At 46.3% G+C, this 23,266-nt stretch carries 22 protein-coding genes and 1 pseudogene; 16 read left to right on the top strand and 7 right to left on the bottom strand.

Annotated elements, in window-relative coordinates; translation table 11 throughout:
- The first annotated feature begins 183 nt into the window (after positions 1-183).
- Positions 184-411 carry a hypothetical protein gene (locus tag AYY16_RS05270; RefSeq protein ID WP_067362959.1) on the top strand — a complete coding sequence of 76 codons (228 nt, stop codon included), beginning with the start codon at positions 184-186 and terminating at the stop codon, positions 409-411.
- 131 nt (positions 412-542) lie between these two features.
- Here AYY16_RS05270 and AYY16_RS05265 read toward each other — a convergent pair whose 3' ends face one another.
- Together AYY16_RS05265 and AYY16_RS05260 are read right to left on the bottom strand one after the other, a co-directional pair.
- The gene (locus AYY16_RS05265; RefSeq protein ID WP_223861197.1) at positions 543-2,078 is read right to left on the bottom strand and encodes an Ig-like domain-containing protein; all 1,536 of its coding nucleotides are present in this window, start codon (positions 2,076-2,078) and stop codon (positions 543-545) included.
- A gap of 892 nt (positions 2,079-2,970) precedes the next feature.
- A complete protein-coding gene (locus AYY16_RS05260; RefSeq protein ID WP_223861127.1) occupies positions 2,971-3,315 on the bottom strand; it encodes a hypothetical protein in 345 nt (114 codons plus the stop codon).
- 561 nt (positions 3,316-3,876) lie between these two features.
- On the opposite strand from AYY16_RS05260, the gene AYY16_RS05250 reads away from it, so the two are divergent.
- The 5 genes from AYY16_RS05250 (at position 3,877) to AYY16_RS05235 (ending at position 7,081) form a co-directional block, all read left to right on the top strand.
- Positions 3,877-4,476, top strand: coding sequence for a pentapeptide repeat-containing protein (locus tag AYY16_RS05250; protein WP_067362952.1), 600 nt, complete (start codon positions 3,877-3,879; stop codon positions 4,474-4,476).
- Between the two features lie 209 nt (positions 4,477-4,685).
- On the top strand, positions 4,686-5,213 hold the full coding sequence (locus AYY16_RS05245) for a hypothetical protein (RefSeq protein WP_223861129.1): 528 nt from the start codon (positions 4,686-4,688) through the stop codon (positions 5,211-5,213).
- Between the two features lie 291 nt (positions 5,214-5,504).
- Positions 5,505-6,086: a hypothetical protein gene (locus tag AYY16_RS20870; protein WP_235846221.1), complete on the top strand. Its 582-nt coding sequence runs from the start codon at positions 5,505-5,507 to the stop codon at positions 6,084-6,086.
- Entirely contained in the window at positions 6,043-6,801 is a 759-nt protein-coding gene (locus AYY16_RS20865; protein WP_235846220.1) for a haloacid dehalogenase-like hydrolase, read from the top strand. Before AYY16_RS20870 ends, AYY16_RS20865 begins: the two co-directional genes overlap by 44 nt.
- A gap of 76 nt (positions 6,802-6,877) precedes the next feature.
- Positions 6,878-7,081, top strand: a complete 204-nt coding sequence (locus AYY16_RS05235) for a hypothetical protein (RefSeq protein WP_067362946.1) — start codon at positions 6,878-6,880, stop codon at positions 7,079-7,081.
- A gap of 51 nt (positions 7,082-7,132) precedes the next feature.
- Here AYY16_RS05235 and AYY16_RS05230 read toward each other — a convergent pair whose 3' ends face one another.
- Positions 7,133-8,698, bottom strand: a complete 1,566-nt coding sequence (locus tag AYY16_RS05230; RefSeq protein WP_067362943.1) for an ATP-binding cassette domain-containing protein — start codon at positions 8,696-8,698, stop codon at positions 7,133-7,135.
- Between the two features lie 440 nt (positions 8,699-9,138).
- Here AYY16_RS05230 and AYY16_RS05225 point away from each other — a divergent pair, with 440 nt between their 5' ends.
- Genes AYY16_RS05225 through AYY16_RS05215 form a run of 3 tightly spaced genes read left to right on the top strand, consistent with a single transcriptional unit; the run spans position 9,139 to position 10,212 of the window.
- On the top strand, positions 9,139-9,471 hold the full coding sequence (locus AYY16_RS05225; RefSeq protein WP_067362940.1) for an SMR family transporter: 333 nt from the start codon (positions 9,139-9,141) through the stop codon (positions 9,469-9,471).
- Positions 9,472-9,502: 31 nt separating this feature from the next.
- The gene (locus AYY16_RS05220) at positions 9,503-9,808 is read left to right on the top strand and encodes a putative hemolysin (protein ID WP_067362937.1); all 306 of its coding nucleotides are present in this window, start codon (positions 9,503-9,505) and stop codon (positions 9,806-9,808) included.
- Entirely contained in the window at positions 9,808-10,212 is a 405-nt protein-coding gene (locus AYY16_RS05215; protein ID WP_067364745.1) for an ASCH domain-containing protein, read from the top strand. Before AYY16_RS05220 ends, AYY16_RS05215 begins: the two co-directional genes overlap by 1 nt.
- 60 nt (positions 10,213-10,272) lie before the next feature.
- Here the strand turns inward: AYY16_RS05215 and dsbB are convergent, their stop codons facing one another.
- Both dsbB and nhaB read right to left on the bottom strand, forming a co-directional pair.
- On the bottom strand, positions 10,273-10,806 hold the full coding sequence (gene dsbB, locus AYY16_RS05210; RefSeq protein WP_067362928.1) for a disulfide bond formation protein DsbB: 534 nt from the start codon (positions 10,804-10,806) through the stop codon (positions 10,273-10,275).
- A 163-nt stretch (positions 10,807-10,969) separates the two neighbouring features.
- The gene (nhaB, locus tag AYY16_RS05205) at positions 10,970-12,517 is read right to left on the bottom strand and encodes a sodium/proton antiporter NhaB (RefSeq protein WP_067362925.1); all 1,548 of its coding nucleotides are present in this window, start codon (positions 12,515-12,517) and stop codon (positions 10,970-10,972) included.
- A gap of 245 nt (positions 12,518-12,762) precedes the next feature.
- Between nhaB and fadR the strand changes: the two are divergent.
- The 6 genes and pseudogenes from fadR (at position 12,763) to AYY16_RS05175 (ending at position 20,472) form a co-directional block, all read left to right on the top strand.
- Positions 12,763-13,481 (top strand): annotated as a pseudogene (gene fadR, locus AYY16_RS05200) (fatty acid metabolism transcriptional regulator FadR).
- 426 nt (positions 13,482-13,907) lie between these two features.
- Entirely contained in the window at positions 13,908-15,206 is a 1,299-nt protein-coding gene (locus AYY16_RS05195) for a D-amino acid dehydrogenase (RefSeq protein WP_067362922.1), read from the top strand.
- A 90-nt stretch (positions 15,207-15,296) separates the two neighbouring features.
- Entirely contained in the window at positions 15,297-16,367 is a 1,071-nt protein-coding gene (gene alr / locus AYY16_RS05190) for an alanine racemase (RefSeq protein WP_067364742.1), read from the top strand.
- 235 nt (positions 16,368-16,602) lie between these two features.
- Complete coding sequence (gene hypF, locus AYY16_RS05185) at positions 16,603-18,903, top strand: carbamoyltransferase HypF (protein ID WP_067364740.1); 2,301 nt, start codon at positions 16,603-16,605, stop codon at positions 18,901-18,903.
- Between the two features lie 128 nt (positions 18,904-19,031).
- Positions 19,032-19,790 carry a MipA/OmpV family protein gene (locus tag AYY16_RS05180; RefSeq protein WP_067362919.1) on the top strand — a complete coding sequence of 253 codons (759 nt, stop codon included), beginning with the start codon at positions 19,032-19,034 and terminating at the stop codon, positions 19,788-19,790.
- Positions 19,791-19,869: 79 nt separating this feature from the next.
- Positions 19,870-20,472 (top strand): YiiX family permuted papain-like enzyme, encoded by a 603-nt coding sequence (locus tag AYY16_RS05175; RefSeq protein ID WP_067362917.1) that lies wholly within the window; start codon positions 19,870-19,872, stop codon positions 20,470-20,472.
- Positions 20,473-20,505: 33 nt separating this feature from the next.
- On the opposite strand, the gene AYY16_RS05170 is transcribed toward AYY16_RS05175, so the two are convergent.
- Both AYY16_RS05170 and gapA read right to left on the bottom strand, forming a co-directional pair.
- On the bottom strand, positions 20,506-21,387 hold the full coding sequence (locus AYY16_RS05170; RefSeq protein ID WP_067362916.1) for a D-hexose-6-phosphate mutarotase: 882 nt from the start codon (positions 21,385-21,387) through the stop codon (positions 20,506-20,508).
- A 114-nt stretch (positions 21,388-21,501) separates the two neighbouring features.
- Positions 21,502-22,497 carry a glyceraldehyde-3-phosphate dehydrogenase gene (gene gapA, locus AYY16_RS05165; RefSeq protein ID WP_067362914.1) on the bottom strand — a complete coding sequence of 332 codons (996 nt, stop codon included), beginning with the start codon at positions 22,495-22,497 and terminating at the stop codon, positions 21,502-21,504.
- A gap of 340 nt (positions 22,498-22,837) precedes the next feature.
- Here gapA and msrB point away from each other — a divergent pair, with 340 nt between their 5' ends.
- Positions 22,838-23,239: a peptide-methionine (R)-S-oxide reductase MsrB gene (msrB, locus tag AYY16_RS05160; protein ID WP_067362912.1), complete on the top strand. Its 402-nt coding sequence runs from the start codon at positions 22,838-22,840 to the stop codon at positions 23,237-23,239.
- The last annotated feature ends 27 nt before the right edge of the window (positions 23,240-23,266 follow it).

Below are 23,266 nucleotides of genomic sequence, written 5' to 3'. Positions count from 1 at the left end.
AATACTAAATTTCAGTTTAAGTGATTTTTGCGAGATTAGTAATTTCGGCGATAAGATTAAAATGATTCTTTAAATATTGGTGTCTTCTTAATGGCGGTATATAATATGATTATATTTATCTTAAACTAACAGATAAATATGCAGTGCAAGGAGAGGTATAATATTAAATTAAGGAGTGTCGCCATGAGAGAATTAAACGTAAATGAATTTGATGCTGTAAATGGTGGCTTCGGCTTATTAGCAATTCCTGCCGGGCTTGGTTTATTAGTCTCTATTCCTACAATTGTTGCCGGCGCAGTATTAGGTCCGGTAACCGGCGGACTTGGTTTTGGTCTTATGGCCGCAGGTATTGTCGGTACCGCACTCTCAGGTGCCGGAATGATCGCAAGCATAGTGTTCCCGATCCTTTAATTATTTCACCACCGCAGGGTTTTCCCTGCGGTGTTCATTTCTTTTTGTTTTCATTATTAACTAATTGAAAGCAGGCTAATATAATCAATCTCCCCGGATACAGAAAGATTGATTATTAATATTATAAAACGTTAACGGAAATTAATACCTCCGAGTGAAATGGTGCAGCAGGCGGTTGCATCAATTAATAAATTGTATCCGCCAATTCCGCTCGGTGATGTACTTGTTATGGTGATATTTGCAGTACCTGTCTCATCCGTTATAACCCGTTCATCAGATAATGTCATCGGAGAGGGTGTTTCGAACATTATTTCCTGTCCGGCTGCGGGAAGACCGTTATCAGAACGGGTTAAGGTAATACGGAATCTGTTTTTATCTACACCGTCAGCTTTAGCATTATTAGTTACCACTGAATAAGTCCGATTCAGTAAAATAAAATTCACCGGTGTATCTGCACTATTTCCGTTGGGCAACACTGCTATTATGGAATTAGAGAGTACTGATTTGGATACAACCGTTGTTTTTGCTTTACCATTGCTATCGGTGGTGACCTCCGGAGTAATTACCTGACTAAATCCGTTTCGTGCTCTGAATTTAACGTTGATACCTTTAATAGGTAATCCGCTGTTATCGGTTACCGTTGCTTCCACTTCATCGCTATCAATACCGTCTTTAATCGCATTATCTTTAGTCGTTTTCAGACTTATTAGTGCCCGGCTAAAATCCACCGCAAATGTTACATTGACTGATTTACTTGTTCCGTTGGAAAGGGAAGCAACGACCTGAGTGTTTCCTGCGGTCATATTTGTTAATATCGCCATAGCGAGGCCATCTGGCCCGGTTATTCCGGTGATGGTTGTTACCCGCGCACCATTATTTGCGGTGAATATGACTTTCTGTCCGGAGAGGGTATTTCCATTGCGGTCGGTTACTTTTGCGACGACTTCATTTACTGAATAACCATCAGCGGCAGCGCCATCTATAGTTACCTGTAAATCACCATCTGCAATAGTGGCAGTACTGTCATCAGCAATCAACAGAATGTCCTCTTGCAAATTACCTATTTTTTCAGTGTTTATATACGGTGTTATCGTATATAAATCCGGTAATGTTCCTTTAAGCTCGGCACTATAAATACCTGAGGTATTTTCAGTAATACGGCTGAGGCTGACTTTATTTATATTTGGTTCATTACCCCGGCTATCCTTAATGACAAAAGTAAGCTGAGTATTTAGCTGACTAATAGCATTGCCATTAGCATCTTTGGCTACAAAGGTTAATGTGCTATTTTCGATATTATCAGCTTTTATTATTAATGGGCTGGCTGTAAATGTTGAGTTATTTTCTGACGGCGTGACTTCTTTGATAAATACGCGGGCAGATATCAGGGATATATGTTGTGCTACAGGGGTAACTGTAATCGTTTCTGCCTGAGTACCGGCTGTAACGACAGCAGTATAATGACCGGCGCTTTTCCTGATAAAATCAGAAACAGTGGCAACATTCCGGTAACCGGATAATTGGTGATTTACCTTAACCATGATGTCAGATGCAGGAATATCAACAGGCTGGCCTTGCTTATCTCTGATTATTAATGTCAGCGGTTGTGTACTTTTGCCGTCAGCTGATAAATGACTCTCTTCCGGTGTCAGGGTGCTTTGGGCAATGCTGACCGTATTTTGAATAACACTGATTTGTGTCTGCGTTTGATTGGAGCGGTTTCCTTCTGTATCAACAGCAACGGCATTTACAGTGTAATTGTTTTGTTCTGATCCGGAAAATTATAGGCAGATGCAACGGTTTCTGATGCAGTTTTATGAGTGGGTAATATCCATTTTTTTATCAGATAAAGGTGTCACGGCATCAGTATTATTATTAATTAAATTAACAGTTCCTGATTGACGGGTATCCGGGGTAAAAGGTGGCGTCAAAGAATCACCTTGAAGGATGGTGGTATAACCGTTTGATATATTAGTTGTTTTAGTAGGCTCTCTGATAGCGGAAGTATTATTTGATTCAGCAATTGCAGATGTAATACAGGTTAAAAAAAACAAAAAAATAACTGAACAATTAAGTTTAACGATGTGGTGTGTTTAACAGTATTTATAATGGATGCTCTTTTCATATGAAGTGGTTTCACGATAAGTAACAAGCACACGCTCGTTTTGGACGAATTTCTATATATAAGGAAGTGAATTGCAATATTTATAAATTTTTAAGCGGTTTTTATAACTTATGGTGAGTATTAATACTACTTTAAATAAAATGAGTTATGTCAAAAAAATGAAACTTATTTCTGTCGGGAATACTCTTAAATTTTTGTTTTTAAACAAGTAACATGTGTTTTTTAATAAAAATTAAGACTAATCCTAAATTCATTTGTTGCTTGTTTGCTATCGCCGGAATCGGGTTGATGAGGGAAAAGGCTTTCGGGCGGGGGACAGTGATAAAATAATTAGTAATACATTGTATCCATCATAATCACCCGCGGAGCGGGTGTTTATAGTCCGAAAAATGAAACGGGTGGTTGGCAACTGTGCTTATTGTGTTTTTTGTCCGTCAACTGTGCTTTTGCATGATGGTACTGAACGTTTTAATGACTAAAAGATTACCGTTTTTGAGTGCGGTATAGTTTTCTTTTTGTTCCGTTCCGGCATATTTGCGGATCTCAGTATCCAGATATGCGATGAGGTCTGCTTTGCAATCTTTATTTGTTTTATCTAAAGCGACCAGACCAGAAGTGTGGTCTTTGTTATCATCAATAAATCGTTGAATAAGTGATTTATCTGTTGCCCAGTCAAAATACTGATTAATCGTGATGGTCCGTTTTAATCCACTTAATTTCATGACCATCAGGGTCAGTTTAGAACATGCGGAATACACGGATTTATTGCTGACAGACATAATTACCTCGTTACCAAAATCAGACTCATTTATGCAGAGAAGAAGATTTACAGCATTTATTCCTTTTTTGCAGGCGGAACATTCTGAATATTGCACAAAATGAATTAAATATACGAGTCAGGCAGGTATTACTACATACAGCAGTGTGTTTATTCATCATTGGCTTACAAAGTTCCGGCACTTTATGTCGGAACTTTTTGCCCGCTTTACACTCTGAATCGGATGTGGTCTGTTTATAAAGGAAAGCAAATGTATAAAATAATATTAAGCATTTTGGTACCGGTGGTAATCGCAGGATGTTCAGCATCAGAACACACAGACAGTGACGTCGGAAGTAAAAAAAATGATCCTTATGAAAACAGTACAGTAAATACAATCAGAGAAAACCAGGCTATTTATAAAGAACAACAGAGAATGAAAGGTATTTACTAATGTTTCTGAGGCTTATATACCCAACGTCATTCAAATTGCAGCCAACGAACCTGCAGTTTGAATGAATAAGGGTATAAATGATAATGATTACCGGGTTTTACAACCGGATGCTGTTTCAGGAGACGACTGATGGCAGAGCCGGAAAATAACGGTGAATATTTTGATACCTGTTTTGACAAGCAGGAACTGAGTTATCAACATTATTCAGATATAGTGTTTGAACGTTGTGAATTCATTAATTGTGATTTTACATCAGCGGTTTTCTCACAATGCAGATTTTTAAATTGTCAGTTTGATGCATGTAATTTAAGTCTGACGGACGTGCCCGGCAGCCGGTTTTCAGTGGTTGAATTTACGGGATGCAAACTTGTCGGAATTGACTGGACAAAAGGCTATTGGCCTGCGTTTGACTTTTATTCCCAACTGAGTTTTAAAGAGTGTATTTTAGACAGCTGCAATTTCTTTGACTTAAAATTACATGAATCTCATTTTGAAACATGCAGAATACATGATGCGGACTTCAGAAATGCAGAACTCTGTAAATCTTTTATACAAGATTGTGACTTATCAAACAGTTTGTTTATGCATACAAACCTGGAAAATACAGATTTAACCGGCAGTCATTCATTTAATATTGATATCCGGCAAAATAAAGTCACAAATGCAACATTTTCAAGAATTGAAGCATTAGACCTACTGAGAGGATTGGATATTCAGCTGGTTGACTGAATATTCATCACAGGCATTTCTGTGATGTTCATCTGGTTTACAGACCTGTATATTAGTATGAGTACGGCACAGTGACTTCATTAAGTCTGATTTTGCGCGGAAGTCAGTTGCCGGGCTTCAGGTCTGTTACCGGTCTTTGGTATGATCCGTATTAAGTGGCTCAATGTACATTAGGGTGAGGTATGCGAAAGTTTATTATATCAGGAATTATGGCCGTATTACTGTCAGGCTGTGCAGGCTCAGGAAGCAATACACCGGATGCACCTTACGGATTTAAATGGGGTCAGACACCGGAAGAATTAAGTGAACTGAATCTTAATGAGCTGGACTGTACCCGGACCAGTGACGGCGGGGAATTATGCAGTTCACTGGAATCACCGGACATTAAAAAACAATTTTTCATGACGGTATTTTCACCGGAAGGGAAAGGATTAAACGGGATATCCCGTTTCGGGATCTGGAGCCGTGACCAGGCGGTGCTTCTCAGTGAATATGATAAAATTAATGCTGAGATGGAAGCGCAATACGGTCAGCCGGACGGTATCAATGAAGAATATGACCGGAATACGCCTTTCCTTGAAAAAATAGCCAAGGGTAAAATTGGGCAGTTTAAGCGCAAATATGAAAAAGATGGCGTGGAAATTGTGGTTGGCGTGGTCAGTAATGCTAATCTGGTGCGGATCACCGATGAAAACGATCTGACATACACGGTGCTGACAATGTATACGCTGAAGTAAGCGGGTCGCAGATAAACAGGATACAAAGTACAGTAATATTGCGAAGTATCCTGTTTTTTATTTTGTCCTGAGTCCATTCTGATATTCGCCGTACTATTTTATTTCAGCATCCTGTTTTCTGCCGCAATGGTAGTTGGTTTGTCTGCCTGTTATTAATTATCAGAGTTCGGTCGCGGACAAAAGAGTGTGATCCATTTCGCTTAATGTTATTCGTTGCTGATTTTTGATACAGCAAAAAATGCCCCTGTGTTATCCCTTTTATCAGTATTTTCTTTTTAAAAGGGGTTTCCTGTGAAATTGATTAACCGTTATACCCTGATTGCTCTGGCAGTCAGCGCATTGACACTGAATATTACCGCTGCAAATTCCCAAACTGTTTCACTGAATACGTCAGCTACATCGCAGGTCGCTATAAAATCGCAGACATTACAGCTGGGACAATGGGACAGTGTTAATAAACAGCGCCTGGATGCGATGCTGGCAAAAGCCGGGAAATCGCCGGCTCATACGTATTATGCCGTATTTGATTTTGATAATACGACCGCATTTCTGGATATTGAAGAAGCGGCCATGATTTATCAGCTCGAAAACCTGTTATTTGCCATGACGCCACAAGAGCTGAAAACTGTTATTTTTAAAGATATTCCTGCGACTGATTTCGGGGCTGAATTTAATAATAAAAAAGGTCAGGCTGTTAATATTGAAAAAGTGGGTGCGGATATTATCGGAAGCTACCAGTGGCTGTATGAGAATGCGGACACACTCAATGGTAATAAACCGCTTTCTGAAATAAAAAAAATCCCCGCATTATCAAAACTTCATTACCAAAATGCGCTATTTATATGCGGCTATCGGCGGAACATTTCAGCATGACGTCTCTTATCCGTGGGTAACCTATTTATTTAAGAATATGACGCCTGAACAGGTCGCAGACATAACAGAAAAAACGATTACATGGCAACAAGCTCAGCCGGTAGAAAGCGTTACGTGGCAAAGCCCGGAATCGTTACAGGGTTTGGCTGGTGTAGTCGATATTTCCTGGCATAACGGCTTTCGTTTAGTGCCTGAAATGCAGGATCTCTATCAGGTATTACAAAAATCCGGTATTGATGTTTATGTTATTTCTGCCTCAAATCTTGAAGTGATCAAATCCGTTGTAATACAGCCGCCGTATCTGGTTCCTGACTCTCAGGTTTTCGCGATGCATTTATTTCGCACAAAAGAAAATAAGCTGACCGCGGATTTAGACCCTGCCTATCCGCAGACACAGGGAAAAGGAAAAACAGAGACTATCCGGCAGTTTATTCAGGCTAAATATGCAGGAAAAGGGCCTCTGTTAGTTGCCGGAGATAGTGAAGGCGATCAAAATATGATGTCTGATTTTCCGGATACCGAGGTTGTGCTGATTATTAACCGTCTTCGTTCACCTGACTCCATTATCGGGAAATTGTCACAACAGGCGGTCAGTGAATACGGACAAAAAGAGGCAAAAGTATTATTACAGGGACGCAATGATAACACCGGTGTATTCGTGCCGTCACAGTTGCATACGCCATTAGGTGATAAAGAAGGGCGGGCAGTAAATTAAGGAAATACTGATAACCGGAACCAAAAATAAGCATTAATATAAGCGTTTATGGATAAAGACAGGAATTCAAAAGGATATGGATAAGTATATTGTGTGTTATGAAGGTCTTGGTTTGACAGGATCCGTTTTATTACGTAGCCAGATTGCAATCAATACAGATATTAATAATACAGATGCAGAAAAGTTTCTGACAATGTTTAACACTGCTGCAATTAATGATGCAACAGCCAATGATGCCAATATTGCCCGTTTTGTTATTGTGAGTATCTGTAAGTTATAAACTATAAATGATATGATACGGCGGCAGTGCCGCCGTATATTGCTGTATTTGTTATAATATCAGGGTATGAGTCACAGCACAGTTTTCTACAAACGCATCATCATGACTGACTAATAATAATGCGCCCTTGTAACTGCGTAATACACCTTCAAGCAGTAATTTTGAATCCAGATCCAGATGGTTATCAGGTTCATCCAGCAATAAAATATCCGGCAGTGGCGCAGAGAGTGTTAATGCCAGCAATGTGACTTTCAGTTGTTCGCCGCCACTCAGTTGTGAGAGGGTAATCAGCCCCTTATCCCCCCGTATGCGTAATGCGCCCAGATGGGTGCGCCAGGTTTGTGCTGTAATGGACGGGTCAAATTCGCATAATGCATCAACAACCGGCAGCGATTTATTCAGCAGAGCCAGGTGCTGATCAAGATAGCGCCAGTGACCGTGCAGCGAATGTTGACCGGACGCGGCGGCTGACTGATGAGTCAGCACTTTCAGCAAAGTGGACTTTCCGCAGCCGTTGCGCCCTGCAATATGCCAGTGCTCCCCGCCGGAAATCGTCAGTGAAACCGGCTGTTGTGAGCCGAACGGCAAAACCAGGTCATGTGCATTCACCCTGATCCGTTTTTGATAATCCTGATAGTCAAATGCCAGCATTTGCGGTGTTATCCGCTGTATTTGTTCATTTACGGCACGCCGCTGGTCATCCAGTTGCCCCATCACCCGCTCATGGCGCTGTGTGATAGCAGACTGTTGTTTTTCCGACTTATTTTTTTTCATATCCAGTAAAAGTGCGGAAGACGAACCGGATGAACGCACTTGTTCTCCCTGGCGGCGGCGCTGTGCTTTTTTCTCCAGCGTGCGCTGTAACTCGTCTTTTTCTTTACGTGCATTGGTTTGCAACTGCTTTTCTTCACTTTGTAACGCATTAAGCTGAAAGGCTTTTTGCTCAGCAAAGTGACTGTAATTGCCGCCATATTCGTCCAGTGACGACGGGGTCAGTTCAAAAATACGGTGCATATCATCAAGTAACCGCCGGTCATGGCTGATAACCAATGCCCCGGCAGGATGCTGAAGAAGCTGCTCACTCAACCAGCGGCGACCGGCACTGTCCAGATGGTTTCCCGGTTCATCGAGCAATAAAAACGTATCTGGTTGCAAAAAAGCACAACAGAGCGCCAGCCGGGTTTGCTCACCGCCGCTGAGTTGTGCTGACGGCGTATCGGGCGAAAAATGACCCAGTTGCGCGCTTTCCAGTAATGATTGGAGGCGATGAGGGAAATCCCATTTATCGGACAGAAAATCATAGTCATCAGCGGTGGCGGTGCCGTTTTCGGTACGCCGGAAAGCCGCCTGAATATGGCTGTTCCCTAACGCATCAGCCAGTGTCACACCGGGCAGTCGTGTCAGTTGCGGAACATAATGAAAAGGTGTATGCCAGCTGACCGTACCGGTTGTCGGCAGGCGAAATTGTGCGAGCAGAGACATCAGCACGGATTTCCCCCGGCCGTTGTTGCCGGTCAGTCCCTGAACCTGATGTGTTAATGTGCCGCTGATATTCTCAAACAGCGGGGTGTCGTTAAAAATGACAGATAAGTGTGAAAAATGGCAATGAACAGGCATAAGTAAGCTCCTGAAATATTCAGGGCAGGCGATTATGCACAATTTAAATACGACAAAAAATGATGAGGATAGCAGCCTGCCCAATATCAACAAATCGCATCAATAAGATACGGACGATATTGTGGTTACGTACAGGCATTAAATCATGTCAGCTGACATCCTCAGGGGAAATGGAATCGCGGTTATCATGTCAAAGAAAACACAAAATGTATACCCTTATTCATTCAAACTGCAGGTGCGTTGGCTACGCTCAGCCAGCCGGGTCACATACTGATGTATGCTCCCCGGCGGTCGGAGCTTGCCGCCTGCCTGCATCTTGAATGATGTTGGGTATAAACTCGCGGGCAAAATTGCGCCACCGGATATTTTTATCCTTTTTTCTGCAACGCCTTTATACTGCGGATCTGATTTAATCATAAATACAGAATGACAGGTTTTCTATGAATGGTTTTTTATGGCTGATTCTGGCGGTGGGCTCTGAAGTGATCGCAACCTCCATGCTGCGGGCAGCGGACGGATTCACCCGGCTTATTCCGTCAGTGGTAGTGGTGATTGGCTATTGTGTGTCATTTTTTGCGCTCTCTCAGGTGGTTCGTGTAATGCCGCTGGGGATAGCTTATGCAATATGGTCAGGGTTGGGGATTGTTATTGTCTCTGTAGCCGCTTATTTTATTTATCAGCAGAAGCTGGATTTACCTGCAATTACCGGGATGGCTCTCATTATTGCGGGTGTGTTAGTGATAAATTTATTCTCCAAAAGCAGCGGTCATTAGTACCGGTGATGGGATGTGAGGCAAAAACAGAATGAAATCAGCAGATTTTTATCATGCCGGTCGGTGGGCTTTGCGCGCAATATTTATCAGCGCAGTCGGATTACTGGCGGCATGCAGTCAGTCAACGGAAACGGTGCAGCAAAAGCAGGTTCTGCGTTATCAGCAACCACTGACAGATTTAACGGAAGATGCCCGTGCATCATGCAGTTATGCAGGCGGAACACCGTCGCTTATTCATGAACTGAACGGCGCGCAGTCATCGGTTTGTCAGTTTGCCAACGGAAAACGCTGTAATGAACGGGCGCTGCTTTCCGGTAGTTGCGGTTCAGTGCTGTGATATCTGATGTATTACGGGCTAAATACCCGGGAGTCGTCGCCTGGCCGTTTGGTGATTCACCGGAACTGGCGGATGAACTGGCCGCGCTGGTTATTCACGGGCAAAAAAGAGCAAGCTGTTCCTCCCTGAATAGTTTTATACAGGAAGGGGTTAAACCGGAGATTGGCGGATACAGTATTATTCTTAATGGCAGCAATGTGCCGGTTTGTGTTATCCGCACCATATCAATGCAGCTTGTCCGCTTCTGTGATGTTACATCTGCCATCGCCGCAGCAGAGGGCGAGGGGGATTTAAGTCTCTCTTTCTGGCAGAGAGAGCATCAGGCATATTTTACGCGGGAAGGGTCTTTTTCGCCGGAGATGGAATTGATTTTCGAGGAATTCACGCTGATTGAAGTGCTGTGAAGCATATTTTTGCAAAAGGCATCCGCACCAATGGTGCGGATGCCTTTTGTTTATCACCCGTTAACTGAACAGGGTGCGGCGTTTTTTCTTATGGATAAACTGAGATAACAGCACCAGCGCGCTGATTATCAGATACACCACAAAAATCCCGATCAGCCACTGCGGCATATCCAGTTTCAGAAATACCCACTGCTGAACTGAACAATCACCTGACGCTTCGAAAACCGCCGGCAGCCACTCATTGAGCGGGAGCCATTCCGGGAAATTCACAAAGAAATCACAGGTATTAAAAGGTGACGGATAGAGCTGGATCATGGTGTGCTCCCATGCCAGTTGCAACCCGATTATCCCGCTGTAAATCCATAACGCGACAGCAATCCAGCGGATAAGTGCGGTACGCGGTGCCACCCAGCCCAGGAAGCCGGCAAACGCAATACCCAGCACGGCAATACGTTCATAAATACACATCACACACGGTTGTAATCCCATCCCGTGCTGAAAGAACAGGGCGATACCGTCGAGTGCCAGCGCGGAGATCATCAGTAAAAACCACGCACTGCGACCCCGGGAACACTCATAAAGGTAAGTCAGCATAATATTATCCGTATTATCCGGTAAATGAATGAATAGACTAACGTTACGAATGAATGTACGACAAAAAGTACAGCGACGCATCTCTTTTCCGCATCCGCCCGGTGCGGAAATGAAAAAACCGGAATAACAGCGTTATTCCGGTTAGTTTAGTGTAATACATCTGTTACGGCAGCGTAATGATACCCTGACCCGCCATCCATTCTGAAACCGGAACCAGCCACAGTTCGACACCAAAGAAACCGACAAGGGTCATCACAATGGTATAAGGCAGCGCCATCATCACCATTTTCCCGTAGGAAAGGCGGATAAGCGGTGCCAGTGCGGAGGTCAGCAGGAACAGGAATGCAGCCTGACCATTCGGGGTTGCCACTGACGGCAGATTTGTCCCGGTATTGATAGCAACGGCGAGGTATTCATACTGTGTATAGGAAACCAGCCCTTCCTTCATCGCGGTCATTGCTTCATTAATATAGACGGTTCCGACAAAGACATTATCGGAAACGGCTGAGAGCAGCCCGTTGAACAGGTAAAACAGTGAAAGCTGCGAGGAGGGGTCAGAACTGAGAACAAACTGAATAAACGGCGTAAACAGTTTCTGATCAACAATCACCGCAACAACAGAGAAAAAGACAGTCAGCAGCGCGGTAAACGGCAGCGCTTCCTCAAAGGCTTCACCCAGAGCATGCTCTTCCGTGATCCCGCAAAAAGCCGTTGCCAGGATGATAACCGACAACCCGATAAGCCCGACTTCCGCGAGATGAAATGCCAGTGCAAAAATCAGCCAGAGGCCGATAACCCCCTGAACAATCAGCTGCATTTTTTCTTGTTTGGTCCGGTGTGCGGCAGATTTTTGTGCATTATCTTCAAGTACGGCTCTGACCCGTTCCGGTAACTCTGCACCATAACCAAACAATCTGAAACGTTCGACCAGATAACAGACCAGTAAACCGCAAAAAAAGACCGGGATCGTCACCGGTGCCATACGCAGGAAGAAATTAATAAAATCCCATCCGGCATGTTTGGCGATAATCAGGTTCTGTGGTTCACCCACCATGGTCATCACTCCGCCCAGTGCTGTACCTATACCGGCATGCATCATCAGGCTGCGTAAAAACGCGCGGAACTGTTCCAGTGTCTGTTTTTTCTCTGCGCTGTCGATAAAATGATCATCACTGAGGGGTAATATCTCTTTTTGTGAAGAGGCATACTGATGAAAAATGGCATAAAAACCGACAGAAACGCTGATAACAACGGCTATCACTGTCAGTGCATCGAGAAAGGCAGATAAAAAGGCACTGGCAAGACAGAACGCCAGGGAAAGTGCCCGTTTTGAGCGGATAGTTAGCAACATTTTCGTGAACAGAAACAGCAGCAACTGCTTCATAAAGTAGATACCGGCGACCATAAAAATCAGCAATAAAATAACTTCAAGGTTATTCATTATTTCATGGCTGATTTGATCGGGAGACGTCATCCCGATGATAACCGCTTCTATCGCCAGCAGACCACCCGGTTGCAGGGGGTAGCACTTGAGCGCCATCGCGAGCGTAAAGATAAACTCAATAACTAATAACCAGCCCGCCGTAAACGGGTCGATAAGAAAGTAAACAATCGGATTTATTATTAAAAACGAAATAATAGCAAGCTTGTACCAGTCAGGTGAATGACCCATAAAGTTTTTCAGGAAGGCTTGCCGCATTGACATTTCCATTATTGCTGTGTGTCCTCCGTAGGGGTTGCAGGGAAAAGCAGCATGAAGATATGCAGTATTTTATACTACGCCGGTATTCTGAATTTATTAAGGATTTAAATCAACTGATCTGCGTGTGAACACACACTGTTGTTATTTATGATCTGATTCACTCTTTCGAATGGTCATTGCTATATCGCGGCACTACATTCTGTTATCATCCCCGCCATTGGAAAATTAATTATTTGCGTCGGATGAAGTCAGCTATGGTAATCAAAGCGCAGAGCCTGCGGGGTTTGCAGAAGAGTATATTATTGAAAGCATCTGGAATAATCGTTTTCCGCCCGGTTCCATTTTACCCGCAGAACGTGAGTTATCAGAACTTATCGGTGTGACCCGTACCACCTTGCGTGAAGTATTACAGCGCCTTGCCAGAGATGGCTGGTTGACTATTCAGCACGGAAAACCCACTAAAATTAACAATTTTTGGGAAACCTCCGGTCTTAATATTCTGGAAACTATCGCCCGTCTGGATCACGAAAGTGCGCCGGAACTGATTGAAAACCTGCTGGCAGCCCGGACAAATATTGCCTCTATTTTTATCCGCACCGCGTTTCGCCATAATCCTGAGAAATCACTGGAAGTCCTCGGGCAGGATTCTGTACCGGAGGATAACCCTGCGGCATTCAGTCAGTATGATTATGATGTATTCCGCGGTCTGGCATTTGCCTCCGGAAACCCGATTTACGGTTTGATTTTCAACGGATTAAAAGGGCTGTACACCAGAGTCGGACGGTTTTATTTTGCCAGTCCGCAAGCCCGCAGGCTGGCATTGAATTTCTATCAGCAACTCATTACGTTATGCCGTGAAAAAGCCTATGACAGCGTGCTTGACTGTGTCCGCCATTACGGCAAAGAGAGCGGGCTTATCTGGCAGACCATGCAGAGCGAAATCGCACAGGATCTGAATCCGCAGACACGCTGATTACCAGCATATAATCTGAAAAACCGGCTCAGGCCGGTTTTTTGCTGTCAGTGCCTGAAATGACTCCCGCGTTACATGACAGCCGGAAAATTCTGTGTATCTCTCTTACTCCACGGTAAAAAACATCCTCTGTTTCACTCTCTGTTGTATCAATCTCTGTTATTCCACATCCTGCTGCCTCCCGTATTGAGTAGCTCATGTCGGTAAAGTGAACCGGTAGTAACATATTGTTTTATAATAAAATAAAACTATTTTCGGATGAAAAAATAAATTAATTATTAATTACATTGATGAAAATATGCTCTGTTTTGTGACTGACTGCAAATAAACAAACATATTCCGCCCTGAGTGAATGCTGCTATGTTGGCAAAATGTTTCTGAAATATTATGCTGGTGATAACGTCAATTTAACAAAAAGGCGGCAATATGAACGTTGTCATCCTGGGAAGTGGTGTTATCGGAGTTACAACAGCCTGGTATCTCTCGCAAAAAGGCCACAATGTGACCGTGATTGACCGGCAGTCTGCCGCAGCAGAAGAGACAAGCTTCGGCAATGCCGGACAAATTTCACCCGGCTACGCGACACCATGGGGTGCGCCCGGCATTCCCCTGAAAGCGGTAAAGTGGATGTTTGAAAAACATGCGCCGCTGGCAATCCGTCCGGATGGTTCCTTGTTTCAGTTACGCTGGATGTGGCAGATGCTACGCAATTGCGGTGCTGATTATTATGTGATGAACAAAAGCCGCATGGTCCGCATTGCCGAATACAGCCGGGACTGTCTGCAAACCCTGCGGGCAGAAACCGGTATTCAGTATGAAGGGCGGTCGGGCGGCACATTGCAACTGTTCCGTACACAAAAACAGCTGGATAATGCCGCCAATGATATCGCCGTCCTGACGCAGGAGGGTGTGCCTTACCGGTTACTGAGTGCCGGTGAAATTCATGAGGCAGAGCCTGCGCTGGCGCATGTGGAGCACAAGCTCAGTGGTGGTTTGCAATTACCGAATGATGAAACAGGCGATTGTAATTTATTCACCAAACGCCTGGCGGAAATGGCGCGGCAGGCAGGGGTGAAATTTCGTTTCGGCGTGAATATTCACCGGCTTCAGTATAGCGGTGATCGCGTCAGCGGTGTTATTTGTGATGAAGAAGTGATCACCGGCGACCAGTATGTGGTTGCACTCGGCTCTTACTCAACTCAGTTGTTACGCGGTCACATTTCAGTGCCGGTTTATCCGCTCAAAGGCTATTCACTGACCATGCCGATAGCCGATGTCAGCCGTGCGCCTGTCTCAACCGTGCTGGATGAAACATATAAAATTGCCGTAACGCGCTTTGATGAACGCATCCGTGTCGGGGGCATGGCGGAAGTCACCGGGTTTAATCTGGATATTGTGAAACGGCGCTGTGAAACACTGAAAATGGTGGTACAGGATCTTTATGGCGGCGGCGGGGACATAACAAAAGCGACATTCTGGACAGGATTGCGCCCGATGACACCGGACGGTACACCGATTGTCGGTCCGACAGCATATAAAAATCTGTTCCTTAATACCGGACACGGCACACTCGGCTGGACGATGGCCTGCGGCAGCGGGCAACTTCTGGCTGATATTATGACCGGACACCAGACCGCTATCCGCGCAGATGACCTGGCGGTTTCCCGCTACCTGAACGGGTTTAAAACAAAGCTGGTTATTCCGCAGCAGTTGCATACCGCATAACATAATATACCCGACGTCATTCAGGATGCCGCCAACGAACCTGTAGTTTGAATGAATAAGGTTATTAACAGAACAGGAGCCATCTATTTTATGCCGCGTCCGATACAGGCAGTTATTCATAATGATGCCATCCGCCATAATCTGGCGCAGGTAAGCCGTATTGTCAGCCCGTCCCTGGTGTGGGCGGTGGTTAAAGCAGATGCCTATGGTCATGGTATTGAACGGATCCTCCCGGCACTGGCTGAAGCCGATGGTATTGCGCTGCTGGATTTTACAGACGCGGTCACGCTGCGGGAGCGGGGCTGGCAGAAACCCATTCTGCTGCTGGAAGGCTTTTTTCAGCCAGAGGATCTGGCGCTGATTGACCGTTATCAGTTATCAACATCGGTACACAGTGACTGGCAGTTAAAGGCAATTGAAGATGCCTCACTTATTCATCCGTTAAATGTTTATCTCAAGCTGAACAGCGGCATGAACCGGCTGGGGTTTTCTCCCGCATCTTATCTGAATGCACTCCAGCGTCTGAAAATAGTGCCGCAGGTGCATAATATTACCCTGATGAGCCATTTTTCTGATGCAGATCTGACTGCCGGTATTCATCAGCAGATGTCACGCATTGCGCTATTCAGCTCCCTGAATCTGCCGCACTGTCTGGCTAATTCAGCGGCTGCACTGTGGGAGCCGGATTCGCGGGGTGATGAAGTCCGCTGCGGAATTATTCTTTACGGGGCATCGCCCTCCGGAAATTATGCAGATATTGCGGAATTTGCACTAAAGCCGGCGATGACACTACGCAGTGAAATTATTGCAGTTCATTATATTGCAGCCGGAGATACAGTCGGTTACGGCAGCCGGTTTACCGCAGATAAACCCATGCGCATTGCCACTATTGCCTGTGGCTACGCCGATGGTTATCCCCGCCATGCGCCGGACGGCACACCGGTATGGATTGAAGGACAGCGCTGTCCGCTGGCAGGGCGTATTTCCATGGATATGCTGACGGTTGATATCTCTGAGTGCCCGGCGGCGGATATCGGCACACCGGTGGAGCTGTGGGGGAAATCTCTGCCGGTGGATGAGGTTGCCATGCATGCGGGAACAATCGGCTATGAATTGCTGACGGCGCTGGCACGGCGGGTGTCGGTAGTGATAACTGACTGATTTCAGGCATACTCAACGTCATTCAGGATGCAGGCAGGCGGCAAGGGAAGATAGACGGGGAGCATACATTAGTATGTGACCCGGCTGGTTGAGTGCGGCCAACGAACCTGCAGTTTGAATGAAAGGGTATAAATTCCGCTTTTTTCTGATCTGGCTAAATAACCCGTACATCTGACCGCTGTACACTATGTTGATTGAAATCAGGGTATCGGTTGAAATCAGTCTGGAGCGTTTTATGATTGCGGGTGTGGCAATACGGGTTAAAGGTAAAGTTCAGGGCGTCGGGTTTCGTCCCGCAGTCTGGCAGATAGCGCACCAGATGGCGCTGTGCGGTGATGTCAGTAATGACAGCGAAGGGGTGCTTGTTCACCTGTTAAAAAGTGCCGATGTTGCCGGGTTTATTGCCCGGTTACAGGCTCAGTGTCCGCCACTCGCGCGGATAGATAGTATTGAGCAGCACGACTATACCTTTGCACAGCATCCGGCGGCCTTTGTTATTTGTGCCAGCGGGCATGGTGAGATGGACACGGAAATTATTCCGGATGCCGCCACCTGTGATGCCTGCCGCGCAGAATTATTTGACCCGCAAAACCGCCGCTACCGTTATCCGTTCATAAATTGCACCCATTGCGGACCGCGTTTCACTATTATCCGCAGCATGCCGTACGACCGCCCCAATACGGCGATGTCTGTTTTCCCGTTTTGTCCGGTATGTCAGAAAGAGTATGAAGACCCGGGCGACCGGCGCTTCCATGCGCAGCCGAATGCCTGTCCTGACTGCGGACCACAAATCTGGCTGACGGGTGTGAATCAGCAGGTGGTGGCGCGTCATAACGATGCAATCGCTGAGAGTGTCAGGCAACTGCACAATGGCAATATTCTGGCTATGCAGGGGCTTGGCGGCTTTCATCTTGCTGTTGATGCACAAAACAGTGATGCGGTCGCGAAATTACGGGTTCGCAAACACCGCCCGGCAAAACCGTTTGCTGTGATGATCCCCTCAGTCGACTGGCTGGCTGCCTGTCTGGGACACGAACCTGATGCGGCGCTGGTGACATTATTAAAAAGCCCGGCAGCGCCGATTGTGTTAATTGAAGAACCCCGGCTGTTCGCTGCATTATCACCGCTGATAGCACCGAATTTGTGTGAAATCGGCATTATGTTACCGTCTAACCCATTGCAGCATCTGCTGCTGCATGACAGTCAGCGCCCGTTGGTGATGACATCCGGTAATGCCTCCGGTCATACACCGGCGCTTGATAGCACCACCGCATTTGAACAACTTAATACGATTGCCGATGTCTTTTTGCTGCATAACCGCGAAATCATTCAGCGTGCAGATGATTCCCTTGTTCGTTATCAGAAAGACGGTAACCAGATGCTGCGCCGGGCGCGGGGCTATGTGCCGGATACGATCGATATCAGTGCAGTGACCGGCAGAGAAACGCCGTCAATACTGGCGTTGGGCGGGGATCTGAAAAATGCATTTTGTTTTTTGCATCATCACCAGCTGATTACCGGACCCCATCTTGGTGATCTTGATGACCTTTCCGTGCAGGCGCAACAGGAGGCATCACTGGCACTGTTTCAGCAGATTTATCAGGTGCACCCTCAGGCAGTCGCTGCGGATGCGCATCCCGGGTATGTCAGCCATAAAACCGCAATGGCGCTCGCCGCAGCCTGGCAGGTGCCGTTTATACCTGTGTATCATCATCATGCCCATATTGCTGCCTGTCTGGCAGAGCACGGCTGGCGGCAGGAGGATGGTGTGGTTGTCGGTATTGCGCTGGATGGCCTTGGGTTTGGTGCAGACAATCAGTTGTGGGGCGGCGAAGTACTGGCGGGGGATTACCGTAACATGATCCGCACCGGCGGCCTGCCCGCCGTGAGTTTGCCGGGCGGAGACAAAGCGGCAACACAGCCGTGGCGTAATTTGCTGGCGCACCTGCATCATGCCGGACTATCAGCGGACTCACCGTTGTCAGCCCGTTTGCCTGAACAGGGCTGTGAATTACTGATAAAAGCCATTGAACAGGGAATTAATTCGCCCCGCGTATCATCTTGCGGGCGATTGTTCGATGCGGTTGCCTGTGCGCTGGGATTGATCTCCGGTCCGGTAAGCTGGGAAGGTGAAGCCGCCTGTGCATTGGAATCACATGCGTTACAGTGTCACAACCAGGGTGGAATGAGAACAACGAAGTCACTACCGGTTAATCCGGATAATACGATTAATCTGCTTCCGCTCTGGATGATGCTGGCGGATGGTTCGCTGACATCAGCTGAAAAAGCCTTCCGCTTCCATGTCATGCTGACCAATACTTTTGCAAAAATGGCAGATAACGCCGCAGAACAGTATCAGACCAATACCGTTGTGCTCTCCGGCGGGGTATTTAATAACCGGTTATTACGTAGCTTTATTAAGGCAGGATTAACTCACCGCCACATTCTTGAACCCCGCCAGCTTCCGTGCGGGGATGGCGGGATCGCTGCCGGACAGGCAGTTATTGCCGCCCTGAGTGGTTTCGGAACATGTTAACGGCACGTTTTGATACAGTAAATATTTGTAATTTTAATCATTACTGAATTATCATTCACGGTAAAATATATCACTGTGCGAATACGTATCACTGTAATTTGCAGACGAATTTAACTCAGGAAATAATAATGCATAAGAAAATAATCGGTTTGCTGGCAACGGCAGTGCTGGCGTCATTGTCTGCCTCCGCATTGGCGGATGACGGCAAGTGGTCTGTCGGGGCCTCTGTTTTATACCAGGAACAGGCCTATCGCGGGACAAAAACGTCAGATAAATTCATGCCGGTTCCGATGGTTAACTATGATGGTAAAAACTTTTATTTCCATACGTTAGCGACGGGTTACTATCTGTGGAATGATAAGAAAGATCAGCTTTCTGTCGATCTTTATTACTATCCGCAGGCTTACCGCGCTAAAGATAATAAAGATTCCCGTATGCGCAAGCTTGATAACCGTCGTGATACAGCGATGGCGGGCATGAGCTATCGTCATCATGAAGAGTGGGGAACATTGCGCGCTAATTTCTCCGGTGATATCCTCGGGAAAAGTGACGGCATGCGCTTTGATGGCGCTTACCTCTACAACGTTAAAGGTGATAGCTGGTCACTTCAGCCGGGTGTCGGGGTTGTCTGGAAGAGTGAGCGCCAGAACCGCTATGAATACGGCATAACCGATACAGAATCCCGCCGCAGCGGTCTGGATGAATACCGTCCGGGCAGCAGTTTTATGCCGTATATTGAAGTGACAGGAAATTATAAGTTTGATGATAATTGGTCAGCGTTCGCAATGGGTCGTATTGACCTGTTACCGAATGAAGCCAAAGACAGCCCGATGGTGGATAAAAAAACCGCCTCAATTCTGTGGACCGGCGTAACTTATAGCTTCTGATAAAACAGACAGACTACTGAGCTGCACCTGACAGGCTGTCCGGTGCAGTTTTTTTATGGCATTTCACAGGAGACGACGCATGATAATATCAGTGCGCAACCTGTTATTACTCTTTTGTTTTTTCACCGCCCCCGTATTTGCCCTGCAACCGCAACAGGGCGATATTATTTTCCACACCTCGCGTTCATCCCAAAGTGCCGCCATTCAGAAAGCCACGCATTCGCCCTACAGTCATATGGGTATTATTCTGCTGCGTGACGGGAAACCTTATGTGTATGAAGCGGCAGATGTTGTGAAATTTACGCCGCTGAAACAGTGGGTTGCACGGGGCGTTTCCGGTCATTATGTGCTGAAACGGCTGCGCACACCGCTGACGGGATCGCAGAAAAAGGCACTGTATCAGGAAGCGCTCCGTTATCAGTCGCGGCCTTATGACCTGACATTTTCATGGGATGATGAGCGGATCTACTGCTCTGAGCTGGTCTGGAAGATATACAAAAATGCATCCGGCACAGAGATCGGGAAATTGCAGACATTGCGTGAGTTTGACCTGTCATCACCGGCGGTCAGAGCTAAAATGAAAGAGCGCTACGGTAACCGTATCCCGCTGAATGAAACGGTGATCTCCCCCAAATCAATGTTTGACTCACCGTTATTACTGACGGTGGATGAACGCCGGTAATTTGTTACCGGCTATTCGTCGCTGTAACTGCCGTCAGGCGATTTCAGGATTCAGGCTGACACGGACAGAGAGATGAGAGGGTTTATCGCCCTGAGGGGCCATAGGGTGATTAATCCGCGCGCTTTCGACACATACCATGGTTTTATAACCGTCATCCGTCATATCTTTCATATCAGCGGATAACGCAGCGCCGGGGTTCCAGCACACCACATCGCTGTGATGAAAATGCACGACTTCAATCGTCCGTTTCAGTTTTTTATCGCGGATATAACTGCACTGCTCCGGCTCGGTATAGATGCGGTCTGTACGTCCCTGAAAAATCAGCTTGTCATCATCGGTATAGGTTTCGCGCTGAGCCAGTTTATCCACCACATGCTGTCCCAGACCGGTAACACTAATCTGTGCGATATCCCCGACGGTAAAATAGCTGTGCAGCGCGGCGGTTGCCTGATACTGCCCGTAAGCCTCAAGTTCAACCTCGCAGGTTTCCCCCAGGCGGATACGGGCAATCAGTGTGAATTCGTGAGGCCATATTTTGCGGGTTTCTGCACTGTCACGCAGGGTGAAGGTCAGAAAAACACCGTCTTCATTTTCATTGTGTGCGGTAAAATCCCACTGCATTGTGCGGGCAAATCCGTGAGCCGGAGCCTGTACCGGACCGAACCACGGCCAGCAGATTGGGATCCCGCCGCGTACCGGCACGCCCGGGGTAAACGCGCTGTTTTCACTGAGCCATAATCCGGGATGTTCAGCCTCTGCCGGCTGCCACGCGAGTACGTGTGCGCCCTGATAACTGACTGCCGCGCGGACTTTCGGATGGTCGATCACAATAACGGGCAGTTCACCCATCTGGCGCTGTGACAGAGAGGGAGTGATCGGACTGACGACAGGTAATGCAAGAAGGCGCTCAATCATAATTTACCCTTTTGAAATGAAAAAAATAAAGTTCTCTTTGTACTTTACGTCTGTTCACTGAAAAACAAAAGAGCCGCATCAGCGGCTCTTTGTCAGGATAAAATGAATGCAGATTTATTTGGAGATGTGTGCAATCAGATCCAGTACTTTATGAGAATAGCCGGTTTCGTTGTCATACCATGAAACCAGTTTCACAAAGTTGTCGTTCAGCGCGATACCGGCTTTTGCATCAAATACAGATGTCAGCACTTCGCCGTTAAAGTCTGTGGAAACCACATCATCTTCAGTGTAACCCAGAACACCTTTCAGCTCGCCTGCGGCAGCTGCTTTGATGGTGTCACAGATCTGCGCATAAGTTGCTGATTTTTCCAGACGGACAGTCAGGTCAACAACAGAGACGTTAGGGGTAGGAACACGGAAAGACATCCCGGTCAGTTTCCCGTTCAGAGCAGGGATAACTTTACCTACGGCTTTAGCCGCACCGGTAGAAGAAGGGATGATGTTCTGAGATGCACCGCGGCCGCCGCGCCAGTCTTTATGTGACGGGCCATCAACTGTTTTCTGGGTTGCTGTGGTTGCATGAACAGTGGTCATCAGACCTTCAACGATACCGAAGTTGTCGTTGATAACTTTAGCCAGTGGTGCCAGGCAGTTAGTGGTACATGATGCGTTTGAGACGATTTCCTGACCTTTGTATTCTTTATGGTTAACGCCCATAACAAACATCGGAGTTTCGTCTTTGGAAGGTCCGGTCAGGACAACTTTCTTCGCGCCTGCCTGAATGTGTTTACGTGCAGTTTCGTCAGTCAGGAACAGACCGGTTGCTTCAGCAACAACATCAACGCCGGCTTCTTTCCACTTCAGATTAGCAGGATCACGCTCAGCCGTTACGCGGATAGTTTTACCATTAACAACCAGATGGCCATCTTTCACTTCAACAGTACCGTTAAAACGGCCGTGAGTTGAGTCGTACTTCAGCATGTATGCCATGTAATCAGCATCGAGCAGGTCGTTGATTGCAACGATTTCGATATCAGAACGCTCTTGTGCAGCACGGAATACGATACGGCCGATACGACCAAAACCATTAATACCTACTTTGATAGTCATAGTATTACCACCAGCTATTTATTAGTGAATTAAAGTTGCTACTAAAGTTACCAAAACCTTGCCAGCCGTCAAGCGGAATCGTGTCAAGTAATGTCATCTGACAGAAAAAATACTCAATTTCGCGTAACAAATCGCCACTTTCAGTAAATTTGTCGCCGCTATTATCGGGAGTTAGCGCAAGAAAGACAGCGGGCATGGCACATAAATGTGAATCACATCACAAATAAGCGGTGTCAATGCTGACAGGACACGTTTAGAATAACATCCGGCCACAGGTTGTTAATTTTTTGTTACCCTTATACTTTAGTTTGGGTTACAGAATAATGATAAGGATTCAGCAATGTCCGGGACTGAAAAAAAACCTGCACTGACAGATATTCAGCGCTACGTCACACAGGAGGCAGGAACAGAGCATCCGTTTACCGGCCGCCTGCTATATAATGAAGACCAGGGTGTATATCGTTGTATTTGCTGCGATTCCCCTGTTTTTTATTCTGATACTAAATTTGATGCAGGCTGCGGCTGGCCAAGTTTTTATGAACCTGTCAGCAAAAGTGCGATCCGGTATATTGACGACAGCTCTCATGGCATGCATCGTATTGAGACCCGCTGTGGGCATTGTGATGCGCATCTCGGGCACGTTTTTCCTGACGGACCTGCGCCGACAGGGCAGCGGTATTGCATTAACTCAGCATCACTGAGTTTTGAAGATAAAAAAACAAAAGAAATAACAAAAGGTTAGTCTGTTAAGTTTTCAATTTAACATTTA

The sequence above is a fragment of the Morganella psychrotolerans genome (genome assembly GCF_001676155.1).
In the GTDB taxonomy this organism is placed as follows: domain Bacteria; phylum Pseudomonadota; class Gammaproteobacteria; order Enterobacterales; family Enterobacteriaceae; genus Morganella; species Morganella psychrotolerans.
Note: the sequence above shows the minus strand (reverse complement) of the source record. Positions and strands in the feature narration are given on the sequence as shown.

Bases quoted from the DNA above. Each gene is read 5' to 3' on its own strand.
- AYY16_RS05170 (WP_067362916.1), bottom strand. From the start codon at position 21,387: ATGATTGAGCGCCTTCTTGCATTACCTGTCGTCAGTCCGATCACTCCC.
- AYY16_RS05260 (WP_223861127.1), bottom strand. From the start codon at position 3,315: ATGTCTGTCAGCAATAAATCCGTGTATTCCGCATGTTCTAAACTGACC.
- AYY16_RS05175 (WP_067362917.1), top strand. From the start codon at position 19,870: ATGATAATATCAGTGCGCAACCTGTTATTACTCTTTTGTTTTTTCACC.
- AYY16_RS05270 (WP_067362959.1), top strand. From the start codon at position 184: ATGAGAGAATTAAACGTAAATGAATTTGATGCTGTAAATGGTGGCTTC.
- AYY16_RS05195 (WP_067362922.1), top strand. From the start codon at position 13,908: ATGAACGTTGTCATCCTGGGAAGTGGTGTTATCGGAGTTACAACAGCC.
- AYY16_RS05235 (WP_067362946.1), top strand. From the start codon at position 6,878: ATGGATAAGTATATTGTGTGTTATGAAGGTCTTGGTTTGACAGGATCC.
- AYY16_RS20865 (WP_235846220.1), top strand. From the start codon at position 6,043: ATGCGCTATTTATATGCGGCTATCGGCGGAACATTTCAGCATGACGTC.
- AYY16_RS05230 (WP_067362943.1), bottom strand. From the start codon at position 8,698: ATGCCTGTTCATTGCCATTTTTCACACTTATCTGTCATTTTTAACGAC.
- hypF (WP_067364740.1), top strand. From the start codon at position 16,603: ATGATTGCGGGTGTGGCAATACGGGTTAAAGGTAAAGTTCAGGGCGTC.
- AYY16_RS05250 (WP_067362952.1), top strand. From the start codon at position 3,877: ATGGCAGAGCCGGAAAATAACGGTGAATATTTTGATACCTGTTTTGAC.
- AYY16_RS05180 (WP_067362919.1), top strand. From the start codon at position 19,032: ATGCATAAGAAAATAATCGGTTTGCTGGCAACGGCAGTGCTGGCGTCA.
- dsbB (WP_067362928.1), bottom strand. From the start codon at position 10,806: ATGCTGACTTACCTTTATGAGTGTTCCCGGGGTCGCAGTGCGTGGTTT.
- AYY16_RS05225 (WP_067362940.1), top strand. From the start codon at position 9,139: ATGAATGGTTTTTTATGGCTGATTCTGGCGGTGGGCTCTGAAGTGATC.
- msrB (WP_067362912.1), top strand. From the start codon at position 22,838: ATGTCCGGGACTGAAAAAAAACCTGCACTGACAGATATTCAGCGCTAC.
- AYY16_RS05245 (WP_223861129.1), top strand. From the start codon at position 4,686: ATGGCCGTATTACTGTCAGGCTGTGCAGGCTCAGGAAGCAATACACCG.
- gapA (WP_067362914.1), bottom strand. From the start codon at position 22,497: ATGACTATCAAAGTAGGTATTAATGGTTTTGGTCGTATCGGCCGTATC.
- alr (WP_067364742.1), top strand. From the start codon at position 15,297: ATGCCGCGTCCGATACAGGCAGTTATTCATAATGATGCCATCCGCCAT.
- nhaB (WP_067362925.1), bottom strand. From the start codon at position 12,517: ATGGAAATGTCAATGCGGCAAGCCTTCCTGAAAAACTTTATGGGTCAT.
- AYY16_RS05220 (WP_067362937.1), top strand. From the start codon at position 9,503: ATGAAATCAGCAGATTTTTATCATGCCGGTCGGTGGGCTTTGCGCGCA.